Raw genomic sequence first — 11,325 nt, forward strand, 5'->3', positions numbered from 1 at the left:
AAGCTGAGAATGAGCGTTTAGAACAACAGCGCATTGCAGCAGAGCAAGCTGAGAATGAGCGTTTAGAACAACAGCGTATTGCAGCAGAGCAAGCTGAGAACGAGCGTTTAGAACAAGAGCGTCTGGCTGCTGAAGAGGAGTCTGAACGCCTAGAGCAAGAGCGACTGACCGCAGAGCTTGCAAAGGAAGAAGCTATAAAAGCGGAAAAACCTAAAAAAGAAGGTTTTTTCTCTCGACTTAAAAAAGGCTTACTGAAAACACGCGTTAATATTGGTTCTGGCTTTGCCTCAATTTTCAGCGGTAAAAAAATTGACGATGAATTATTTGAAGAATTAGAGACTCAGTTACTCACTGCCGATCTTGGTGTTGATACCACCATGAAGCTAATCGATAGCCTGACCGACGCCGCTGATCGCAAGCAGCTTAAAGATGGTGATGCGCTTTATGAATTAATGAAGCAAGAAATGGCAACTATGCTGAAAACAGCAGAGCAGCCTTTAGAAATACCAGCAGACAAAAAACCTTTCGTTATCCTTATGGTAGGTGTAAACGGCGTAGGTAAAACCACCACCATTGGTAAAATGGCGAAACAATTTCAAAACCAAGGTAAATCGGTAATGCTTGCTGCCGGTGATACATTTAGAGCCGCAGCAGTAGAGCAGCTTCAAGTTTGGGGTGAGCGTAATAGTATTCCTGTTATAGCTCAGCACACTGGTGCTGATAGCGCCTCAGTGGTATTTGATGCCTTTCAAGCCGCTAAAGCGCGTAATGTTGATGTGTTAATTGCCGATACAGCAGGGCGCTTGCAAAATAAAGATAACTTAATGCAAGAGCTTGAAAAAATAGCCCGTGTGATGAAAAAAGTAGACCCAGATGCACCGCATGAAGTGATGCTGACAATTGATGCTGGCACAGGCCAAAATGCTATTAGCCAAGTAAACTTATTTAACCAATGTGTAGGTCTAACGGGTATCACACTATCAAAGCTTGATGGCACCGCTAAAGGCGGGGTTATTTTTGCCGTTGCTGATAAGTTTAATATTCCTATTCGTTACATTGGCGTAGGTGAAAGTATTGATGATTTACGTACCTTCAAGAGCGATGACTTTATTGACGCGCTATTTAGCCAAGATGAGGACGACGTTTAATTTACCAAAAGGGAGCCTGCTCCCTTTTTAATTGCAAGGAATACCAATTGCGTTAGGACGTTTAATGAGGTTGGCATAATAAAAAAATGATAAATTTTCAGCAAGTAAGTAAAACCTATGCCGGTGGTCATCGCGCGCTTGAAAAAGTAAGTTTTCATATAAAACCAGGCGAACTGGCTTTTTTAACGGGCCACAGTGGTGCCGGTAAAAGTACACTTTTAAAGCTTATTAGCTTGATGGAACGCCCTTCTGCGGGCAATGTGTTTATCAATGGCGTGGATTTAAATAAGTTAAATTCACGACAAATTCCGTATGCACGCCGCGACATTGGTATTATTTTTCAAAATCATCGTCTATTAGAACGATACACGGTGTTCGATAACGTTGCTTTGCCCTTAATTATTGAAGGGACTCACCACAAGCAAATTGCCAAGCGTGTGCATGGCGCGCTCGATAAAGTGGGCTTGTTAGATAAAGTACGCTGTCATCCCTCCACGCTCTCTGGCGGTGAGCAGCAACGTGTAGGGATTGCACGAGCCATTGTTAATTCTCCTCCTATACTATTAGCTGATGAACCTACCGGTAACCTTGATCCTGAGTTATCGATGGAAATATTACGCCTGTTCGAAGATTTTAATAAGCATGGCACCACGGTTTTAATTGCCACCCATGACTTGGGGTTAGTATCACGAATGAAGTATCGTAGCTTAACGCTTCATGATGGCCGGATGAGCCAAGATCCACTGGCTGAGGGTGTATTATGAGTTTACTGTTCAAAAGCCGTCAAAATAGTAATGATAAACAAAAAAAATCCGTATTCTCTGGCGGTTACTTTTTCATTATTAATATTTTTCGCCAAGGTGTGTACAGTCTTGGGGAAATGTGGCGCACGCCATTAGCCTCTATGATGACCATTGCTGTTCTGGGTTTGAGTTTAACCTTGCCCGCAACGTTATACTTAGTGGTTAAAAATGTGCAGCAAGTGAGCAGTGGTTTTGAGCAAGCCAGCGAAATATCCTTGTTTGTAAAAGAGGATATGAGTGAGCAAGAAACGCAAACTTTAGTTAAACGCTTAGCGCTATATCCTGAAATACAAAGTGTGACTTTTATTTCTCGCACTGAGGCTTTGGATGAATTCAAAGAAATGTCTGGGTTTGGTCAGGCTTTAGAATACCTAGATAGTAACCCGTTACCGAATGTAGTTTTAGTTACACCAACCCAGCGACATAGCCAACCTAATGCGGCTAAGCTATTGCTTAAAAAACTTGAAGGTGAACGCGAAGTTGATTTTGGTAAGCTTGATATTGCTTGGCTTGAACGTTTAAATGCATTACTCAGTTTGTTAAAAGAAAGTGTAATTACGATTGCGCTATTATTACTTACCTCAGTGACGCTTATTATAGGCAACACAATTCGTTTATCTATTATGGATAAAAAAGAAGAAATACAGGTAATGAAGCTCGTAGGGGCAACTAATACCTTTATTCATGCCCCCTTTTTATGGACTGGCATTTGGTATGGCGTGATAGGCGGATTGTTTGCCTTTATTTGTGTAGCATTAATGATGTGGTGGCTATCTGCTGCGGTAAGCAGTGTTGCAGGGGTATATCAAACCAGCTTTACGCTAATAGGGCTTAGCCTTAATGAATTTGGCGCGTTGGTATTGTTGGCCACTAGCTTAGGCTTTATTGGTTCTTACTTATCGGTTAACCGTTACATCTCAGAAATAGAACCCGATAAGGTTTAGGGCACTAATATAATTCTTAAAACTGTCATGTTTTAAGTTTAAAATTATAAAAAAGCCAAAGCAAAAAGATTAATCTTTGCTTTGGCTAAATCAATTCATAGGTTATTCAGTCGCTTAGTGTAGACTGACTTAACACTAAAAAAACCACTTGATTTATGATTCAAAAAAGTTTTAAATTCAAGTTAGCACTCTTACTAAAAGAGTGCTAAGATGGTTTCAAATGTTTATCACCGAGGTGAAAAATGAGTAAAGATTTATACGCAATGGCACTTACAGTTGGGCAACAAAGCGCAAGTATGGATGGCTATCTTCAAGCTGTTAGTACTATTCCTATGCTTAAAGTTGAGCAAGAGCAGGAACTTGCAAAAAAACTTCAGGAAGAAGGCGATCTTAGTGCTGCAAAGCAACTCATTATGTCGCATTTGCGCTTTGTAGCGCACATAGCTAAAAGCTACTCGGGTTACGGGTTACCACAAGCTGATTTAATTCAAGAGGGTAACATTGGACTGATGAAGGCAGTAAAACGTTTTGACCCATCAGTGGGTGTACGTTTGGTTTCATTTGCGGTTCATTGGATCAAAGCCGAAATTCATGAGTTTGTGCTTAAAAACTGGCGTATCGTAAAAGTTGCGACAACCAAAGCGCAACGTAAACTGTTTTTTAATCTTCGTAAAAACAAAAAACGTTTAGGCTGGTTTAATCAAGCTGAAGTTAGCACAGTAGCGAGCGAGCTAGGTGTGAGTGAAAAAGAAGTGCGTGAAATGGAATCGCGTATGAGCGGCCAAGACATGGGCTTTGACTTAACGGGCGACGATAACGACGATGCGCCAACCAGTACTTACTCACCAGTGCAATACTTAACGGATGGTTCTGCTGACTTAGCCGATGATATTGAGCAGCAACAATGGCAAGAGCAGTCGCATACGCGATTATTTAGCGCTTTGAAAACCCTCGATGAGCGTTCTCAAGATATCGTTAGCGCACGCTGGTTGTCAGATGATAAAGCAACACTGCAAGAGTTGGCTGAAAAATACAGCGTATCAGCAGAGCGTGTTCGCCAGCTGGAAAAAACAGCAATGAAAAAATTACAAAGCGCGATGAGTTAATCGTACTTAAAAAGTTATAAAGCCCTGCATGAAAATGCGGGGCTTTTTTTTAGTTAAAAAAAAGAGGTTAACAAAAAGTATCGTTTTTCTTATTTTGCTTACCTCTAGTCACATCTGTATATCTTTTAATTAAATATACCCTAGTTAAAGTTAATGAATAAGTTTGGTTTTAATTTAAATACATGATTTTAGTTTGTTTTTAATTTGGGTATATGAAAATATTCGCGCACCTGAGCGACTTGTCGTTCAAACCGTAGCCTAAATTAAACTGTTAATTACTGTGCTTAATGCCTTTCAATTTCATTTAACGCGAGTATTTACACTCAATATGAACTCATATTCACTAAAGAAAAAGATCTTGCTATCGGTGGTTCTTGCCCTAGCCGTTATTATTGTATTGCTATCGTGGAATAGCTACACCTCTCAAAAAGCGTTACTGTTAAAAAGCAGTATTGATAATGTAAGTCAGTCTGGTAAGCAGCAAGCTGCGAGTATTGAAGATTGGCTAGCTAGTCGTCAGCAGATCATAGAGTCAGTTGCGAGTATGGTTGAGGGCAATACGCTCAGCGCATTACAGCAAGCCCAAGTGTCGGGTGGTTTTCAATTAACTTACTTTGGAGATAGTATCGGGAAAATGACTGACTCTGATCTAAGTATTGATCGAACCGGCTACGACCCGCGCACTCGTCCATGGTATAAACAAGCACAGCTGAAAAATGGCACCGTAATTACCAAACCTTATTTAGATACTGCGTTTAATCAGTTGGTTGTTTCTATTGCTAAAACCACACAAAGTGGCGTGGTAGCGGGTGATTTATCGATTGAGTCTTTAGTTAATGATGTTAATACTATGTCTTTACCGGCAAATGGGTATGCTATCATGATGCATCAAGATGGCACTGTGATTGCCTATAAAGACACTAAAAAAGTAATGGCAGATATTACGCATATTGACTCGAAAATAAATCACCAATTCATTTTATCTAATAGTCAAAACGGTGAATTTACTCCCCTTTATTTTAAAGATGAAGGGCGCGAAAAACTAATCTGGGGTGAAAATATAAATAATACCGATTGGCAGTTGCTATTTGTACTGGATAAAGAAACCTTAGAGGCACCGTTAATTAGTTTATTAGTAACTCAACTCGTATTAGTCAGTGTGGTACTTTTATTGAGCGTGTTGGCTATTTCATGGTTATTAAGTGTGTTGCTTGCGCCGTTAAGTCGAGTATCACAAGCGTTATCAACAATTGCTGATGGTAACGGTGATTTGACCCAGCGTATTAGTGTTGATACACAAGATGAAGTTGGGGTACTAGCTGATAGTTTTAATCGCTTTGTAAGCAGCCAGCATGAGCTTATAAGCCATATTCGCCAGTTATCTACTGATTTAGATTTTGATGCAGAGAAAAGCTTAATCACCAATCAAAACAGTGTCAGTGAGTTGCAGCGTCAGCAACAAGAAGTAGCGATGGTTGCCACTGCGGTTACAGAGATGGCAAGTGCAACCCATGAGATTGCTGCTAATGCCGAAAATACCGCGACGGCATCACAGCAGTCAGCGCAAAGTAGTCGTGAAGGTAAACTGTTAGTTGATAAAACCAGAAACACGATTAACTCACTTGCGGGTGAAATAGACCAAACAACCACCGTCATTGGCGAACTAAGCTTACATGCTCAGGCTATATCGAGTATTTTGACCACAATTCAAGAAATTGCTGAGCAAACAAATCTATTAGCACTCAATGCCGCAATAGAGGCTGCCCGTGCTGGTGAACAAGGGCGTGGCTTTGCAGTGGTTGCCGATGAGGTGCGTGTTCTATCAAGAAGAACGCAAAACTCCACAGCAGAAATTTACACCACCATAGAAACCTTACAAAATACGACCAAAAAAGCAGTGAGCTTGATGCACAGCAGTAAGGGGTATGCTAACAATAGTGTGGATGATGTTAATGCAGCAGCTCACGCACTAGAGGAAATCACCTTAGCAGTGAATGAAATTTCTGATATGGCGGGTCAAATAGCGGTTGCAGCAGAAGAGCAAACGCAAGTGACCAATGAAATTACTCGAAATACGGTCGCCATTAAAGATGTAACCGATGAAATTACTACCTCAGCCACTGCGCATTTAAGCCAAGCTGAAGTATTAAAAGACAGAGCTACAGATTTAAATGCCAAAGTAGCGACATTTATTTTATAAATATAATGCGCTTAAGTGAGTTAAATTAACTGACGGGGTGGGGTGTTTACTTACCCCATCAGTTTAATGAAATAGCTTGTTGCTGAGCTATTTGTACATACTTACGCTCTACCAGTTGCGATACTGGCACCAGTTCAAATCCTTGTTCACTTAATTGCGGCAAAGCGTGGCGTAAAAAATCGATGGTTTCGGGATAGGGGTGCGCTATAGCAATGGCAAACTGATACTTAGTTGCTTTTGATTTTAGCTCTTCTAATCTTAATTGTAGTTGCTCTGTGGTCGTTATATTGTCTAAAAATACATGTCGGCTAATGTTTTCCACTCCCAAAAAGTTGGCTGCATTCTGAGCTTGGCTTAATTCAGTTGTACGGCTATCAAGAAAATATAGCTGGCGTTTTTTGAGTACTTCCATGGTCCATTTCATTGCTTGGCTTTGTTGAGTCAGCGCAGAGCCCATATGGTTATTAACTCCTTTAACTTGCGGTAAACTCGCCAGCGCATTCCCGAGCGTTTGTTGAAGTTTTGCTTTATCCATATTTAAAGTGAGCGCACCTGGCCCGAGTTTTTTACCATTTAAAGCCTGCATAGGAACATGCAACAGGAGCTCTTTATTTGACTGACTAGCAAGGGTTGCAAATATTTGAGAATAGGGGGTGTGGGGCAATATTGAATAGGACAACTGCCCAGGTAAACTCAGGAATTCTAAATCACGTTGATGATAACCTATATCATCGATCACTATGGCTATTTGCTTGGCTTTAACAGCACTCGTTGTTGCAAATAAGGCTAAAAAAAGCCCAGCTAACACCATTAAATTTATAATTTTCACGTTTTATAATTTTTATTATCTTTGTCGTGTTTAAAATAATTTACCGAATTTAGTGCATGTTGAGTAGCTGTTTTGCCTTGGTTAACTGGATATCGGCTAAATCTTCAGTGCTAAAAACGGTGTTTTGTTCTAATTGTTCATTTTTTATTATAACGGCTTTATTTGTTTGTGGAAGTGTTGTTTGATTAATCGCCACATTTGGAGTTACGCCAATACCTTCAATCGATCCACCTGATGGCGTAAAGTAGCGTGCGGTGGTTAGTTTTAAGGCGGTATCACCATCGCCTAATGGAATGAGTGATTGTACTGTTCCTTTGCCAAATGACTGACTCCCCACTATTTTTGCACGCATATTTTCTTTTAGTGCTGCAGCCAGTATTTCTGCTGCAGAGGCTGAGTTTTCGTTAATCAGTACAACAATCGGAGCACCTTTTAAAATATCGCCGCGTTTAGCGTAAAACGACTGATTAGAATCATAAAAGCGCCCTTTGGTCGTTACTATTAGACCATCTTGTAAAAAGAGATCTGCCACAGCAACCGCGCTTTTTAAAGTCCCGCCAGGGTTGTCTCGTAAATCAATAATTAAGCCTTTTAATGCGTGGCCGTAATGGTTTTGCATAGCGGCTATTTGTAAGGCAACTTCATGCAAGGTGTGGTTTGAAAAGGTATTTATAGCAATATAACCGCTACCCGCATCAAGTAGTTGCTTAGTTACACTGGCCAGTTTTATTTGTTTTCTGCTGAGGTTAAATATGAGCGGTGTTCGATTGTTATTTCGGATAATACTTAGTTGTACTTTATTGTTGGGGCTGTCTTTAATTTGCTGCGCGACTATATCAATAGGACTATTTTTAATCTGCTGATTATTAACTGCTGTAATAATATCGCCAGCTCGCAGGCCGACTTGTTTAGCAGGCGAATTATTAATTACTTTAACAATCGTGGTGCGCTGCTCAATATTTTTGACCTCAATGCCTAAGCCAGTATAGCGACCATTGGTATTATCAAATAACGCATTTAGCTCATTTTTATCTAAATATTTAGAGTAGGGATCGAGTTTAGAGTATAAGCGTTCAAATTGAGAGGTGTTGTATTCAATGTATTCACTGTTATGCAGTGCCAAATCATCAACGTAGTAGGTATGGATATTAAACAGTATTTCATTTATTTTTTGGCTTTCTAAATCTTTGACCGAACTGGCATGAGCATTATTTATAAAGCCAAAAAGTGCCAATAAAAAAAATAACTGCAAACAAAACCAAAACATTGGTTTTGCTTGCGATACTTTTTTTTGGCAAATGTGTGTGTTTATCATAACTGCCTCTACTAGGATGCAGTTATTTTAAGATTAAATACGTCTGCACCATTTTATGGGATTAACAGCACGCCCTTTGTGGCGTATTTCAAAGTATAGACCAGAATCGGCTTGTCCACCGCTTTGCCCAACTAAAGCAACGCTTTCACCCTCTCTGACCATATCACCTACATCTTTGAGTAAGGTTTGTGCATGCCCGTATAAGCTCATAAAGCCTTCTCCGTGGTCCACAACAATCACCCAGCCGTAACCTTTTAACCAATCTGCAAATACTACCTGACCGTTATGAATGCTATTTACTGAAGTGCCCTCTGCAGCAGAAATTAACACGCCTTTCCAGTTAATTCCGCCGTGCTTACGTTGGCCAAACTTGTGCGTTAGTTTGCCTTTACTCGGCCAGCTTAATCTTCCTTTATTTTTATTTAGGCCCAATAGCTCAATTTTTGTGGTTTTTTCTTCTTCAAGTTCTTTAATAGTTGCGATCAGCGTTTGTTCGTTCTCTTCTAAGTAACTAATTGAATTTTTTGTTTTATTTAACTGCTTTTTTAGATTTTTTAGGCTGGCTTGGCGCTCATTTTTAGCGTCAAGAAGCGCTGCTTGTCGCCTTTTTTGTTCATCAAATAAAGCAACTAACTTTTCTTTTGTTTTTTCAAGCTCAGCTTGGTTTTTCGCAATTTCTATTTGCAGCGCTTTAAGTTCATCAAGCTGCTTTATGCGGGCTTTATTTAAGTAGTTGTAATAGCTAAGCGTACGTTCAAATTTAGCGGTATCTTCTTGGTTAAGCAGCATTTTTGAATAGTCATCACTACCTGCCATATAAGCACTTTTTAACTGTGCTGCTAAAACACGCTGAAATTGGGCTTGTTGTTTTTCAAGCTTTACCGCGCGTTGTTGTTGCTCTGCTTGCTGTTGTTGTGTTTTTTTAACAGATTGCTCAGCCATATTGAGTGCTTTAGCGTTTTTCGCTATAGCGAGTTCATGTGCTTTTAGCTTTTGCTGCTGTTTAGCTATTTCTTTTTGCTGTTGTTGATATTCAGCTTGGCTTTGCTCTAAAGCCACTTGAACTTGGGATAGGTCTTTTTTAGTACGATCTTCATTAGCCACGGCAACGCCAGTGACTAATGAATGCAGTACACAGATACACGCAATGACGCGGTATGCGCTTTTTTTCATAGGTTATTTCAACACCATAACTGGCGACCCTGTCATTTCTGCAGGTTGCTCTAACCCCATTAAATGCAGCATGGTTGGGGCAACATCGCTCAAGGCTTTGCCTGAATAAGCTTGTGCATCGCGACCTACATAAATAAACGGCACGGGCTCGCTAGTATGTGCTGTGTGCGCTTGGCCTGTTTTAAGGTTTGCCATTTGCTCTGCATTGCCATGATCGGCGGTAATAAGTGCTTCGCCGCCATATTCTTTCAATGCATCCACTACACGGCCAATACAGTTATCTACTGCCTCACAGGCTTTAACTGCAGCCTCAAATACACCTGAATGACCGACCATGTCGCCATTAGGGTAGTTACAAATAATGGCATCGTATTTTCCACTTTTTATTGCTTCTACTAGCTTATCGGTAAGCATTTTAGAGTTCATTTCTGGCTGCAAATCATAAGTTGCAACCTGAGGTGATGGAATAAGTTCACGGGTTTCGCCGTCAAACTCATCTTCTCGTCCACCACTGAAGAAAAAGGTAACATGAGCATATTTTTCAGTTTCAGAAATACGCAGTTGAGTTTTACCTTGTTTTTCAAACCATTCGCCAAGTACGTTATTAAGCGGCGTGGGGCCAAAAGCAACAGGCGCATCTATATCGGCTGCGTATTCAGTCATCATCACAAAGCCACTAAGCTCAGGCGATTTTTTCTTATTAAAGCCGTCAAAGCCTGGTTCTACAAAGGCGCGAGTGATTTCGCGTGCGCGGTCTGCTCTAAAGTTTGCAAATATAATGGTGTCGCCATCATTTACTTTTACAGATTCGCTGCCTTTAGGAGTGATCGTGCTGGCTGCTACAAATTCGTCATTTTCATCGCGCTCATAAGCGGCATTTAGTGCACTTACGCCTTCTTCATAATCAAAATCGCCTTCACCTAAGGTGATTAAATTATAGGCTTTTTCAACACGATTCCAGCGGTTGTCTCTGTCCATGGCATAGTAACGGCCAATTAGTGAGGCTAAACGGCCACATTTAAGTTCGCTAAATAAGGCTTCAATACGCTCAATAGACGCTTTAGCACTACGCGGTGGTGTATCGCGTCCATCTAAAAAGGCATGAAAGTACACCTCTTTAGCGCCGCGTTTTGCAGCCAGTTGTATACTGGCAACAATATGATCTTCGTGGCTATGCACGCCACCTGGACTTAACAGTCCCATAATGTGTACAGCTTTGTTGGCATGAACGGCTTTATCAATGTTTTCAACCAGTGCAGGGGTTGTATCAAATTCGCCATCATCAATGGCTTTTGTGATGCGAGTAAAATCTTGATACACAATACGACCAGCACCTAAATTAACATGGCCCACCTCAGAATTACCCATTTGACCACCAGGAAGACCCACATCTAAACCCGATGCTGAAATTAATGTATGAGGACGTGTGGCCCAAAGCTCATCTAATACAGGGGTGTTAGCAGCTAAAATAGCATTGCTTTGCTCATCTTCTCTGTATCCCCAGCCATCTAAAATCATTAATACCAGTGGTTTTTTATGCTCTGTCATAGTCACTCCTATTAGGGTCTGTTGACCTTTGCGGATTAAAATTTGTTCAAACTAGGGGCGGTTTAATCGCGGCGCGAGGTTTGTAACCTAGTGGGCTAAGTCAAAACCGAGCAAAGCTTCCGCGTCCTGCTCACGCCCCTTACCTACATCCATGTAGGCAACAAAGAGTAAATCGCCCCTAGGCAGAACCCGAAGGGCAGCGCCTGTTTGGCATTGATGCTGCGTTATCGCCTATTTATGGGGAATAACCACACCACAT

General features: G+C 40.9%; 9 protein-coding genes. 5 read left to right on the forward strand and 4 right to left on the reverse strand.

All coding sequences use genetic code 11. The features are described from left to right. The 5 genes from ftsY to CWC14_RS14555 form a co-directional block, all read left to right on the forward strand. Positions 1–1,148 (forward strand): signal recognition particle-docking protein FtsY (gene ftsY / locus CWC14_RS14535; protein ID WP_138563562.1); only part of this gene is annotated, 1,148 nt, incomplete at its 5' end. An 86-nt stretch (positions 1,149–1,234) separates the two neighbouring features. Further along, complete coding sequence (ftsE, locus tag CWC14_RS14540) at positions 1,235–1,912, forward strand: cell division ATP-binding protein FtsE (protein WP_013465956.1); 678 nt, start codon at positions 1,235–1,237, stop codon at positions 1,910–1,912. Continuing rightward, on the forward strand, positions 1,909–2,895 hold the full coding sequence (ftsX, locus tag CWC14_RS14545; protein ID WP_028835596.1) for a permease-like cell division protein FtsX: 987 nt from the start codon (positions 1,909–1,911) through the stop codon (positions 2,893–2,895). Before ftsE ends, ftsX begins: the two co-directional genes overlap by 4 nt. 242 nt (positions 2,896–3,137) lie before the next feature. Next, positions 3,138–4,001: an RNA polymerase sigma factor RpoH gene (rpoH, locus tag CWC14_RS14550; protein ID WP_013465954.1), complete on the forward strand. Its 864-nt coding sequence runs from the start codon at positions 3,138–3,140 to the stop codon at positions 3,999–4,001. A 328-nt stretch (positions 4,002–4,329) separates the two neighbouring features. After that, a complete protein-coding gene (locus CWC14_RS14555; RefSeq protein WP_138563564.1) occupies positions 4,330–6,201 on the forward strand; it encodes a methyl-accepting chemotaxis protein in 1,872 nt (623 codons plus the stop codon). A gap of 58 nt (positions 6,202–6,259) precedes the next feature. Here the strand turns inward: CWC14_RS14555 and CWC14_RS14560 are convergent, their stop codons facing one another. From CWC14_RS14560 to gpmM, 4 genes are all read right to left on the reverse strand, one after another. Further along, the gene (locus tag CWC14_RS14560) at positions 6,260–7,012 is read right to left on the reverse strand and encodes a divergent polysaccharide deacetylase family protein (RefSeq protein WP_036979186.1); all 753 of its coding nucleotides are present in this window, start codon (positions 7,010–7,012) and stop codon (positions 6,260–6,262) included. A 67-nt stretch (positions 7,013–7,079) separates the two neighbouring features. Next, a complete protein-coding gene (locus tag CWC14_RS14565; RefSeq protein ID WP_138563566.1) occupies positions 7,080–8,345 on the reverse strand; it encodes a S41 family peptidase in 1,266 nt (421 codons plus the stop codon). Between the two features lie 33 nt (positions 8,346–8,378). Next, positions 8,379–9,518 (reverse strand): murein hydrolase activator EnvC family protein, encoded by a 1,140-nt coding sequence (locus CWC14_RS14570; protein WP_058155283.1) that lies wholly within the window; start codon positions 9,516–9,518, stop codon positions 8,379–8,381. 3 nt (positions 9,519–9,521) lie between these two features. Further along, entirely contained in the window at positions 9,522–11,066 is a 1,545-nt protein-coding gene (gpmM, locus tag CWC14_RS14575) for a 2,3-bisphosphoglycerate-independent phosphoglycerate mutase (protein WP_138563568.1), read from the reverse strand. Positions 11,067–11,325: the final 259 nt, after the last annotated feature.

Origin of the sequence: Pseudoalteromonas sp. S3260 (assembly GCF_005886925.1) — a bacterium.
Taxonomy (GTDB): Bacteria; Pseudomonadota; Gammaproteobacteria; order Enterobacterales; family Alteromonadaceae; genus Pseudoalteromonas; species Pseudoalteromonas tetraodonis.

Excerpts from the sequence above, each read along its gene's own strand:
- rpoH (WP_013465954.1), top strand. The coding sequence starts at position 3,138 with ATGAGTAAAGATTTATACGCAATGGCACTTACAGTTGGGCAACAAAGC.
- CWC14_RS14565 (WP_138563566.1), bottom strand. The coding sequence starts at position 8,345 with ATGATAAACACACACATTTGCCAAAAAAAAGTATCGCAAGCAAAACCA.
- CWC14_RS14560 (WP_036979186.1), bottom strand. The coding sequence starts at position 7,012 with ATGGTGTTAGCTGGGCTTTTTTTAGCCTTATTTGCAACAACGAGTGCT.
- CWC14_RS14570 (WP_058155283.1), bottom strand. The coding sequence starts at position 9,518 with ATGAAAAAAAGCGCATACCGCGTCATTGCGTGTATCTGTGTACTGCAT.
- ftsX (WP_028835596.1), top strand. The coding sequence starts at position 1,909 with ATGAGTTTACTGTTCAAAAGCCGTCAAAATAGTAATGATAAACAAAAA.
- gpmM (WP_138563568.1), bottom strand. The coding sequence starts at position 11,066 with ATGACAGAGCATAAAAAACCACTGGTATTAATGATTTTAGATGGCTGG.
- CWC14_RS14555 (WP_138563564.1), top strand. The coding sequence starts at position 4,330 with ATGAACTCATATTCACTAAAGAAAAAGATCTTGCTATCGGTGGTTCTT.
- ftsE (WP_013465956.1), top strand. The coding sequence starts at position 1,235 with ATGATAAATTTTCAGCAAGTAAGTAAAACCTATGCCGGTGGTCATCGC.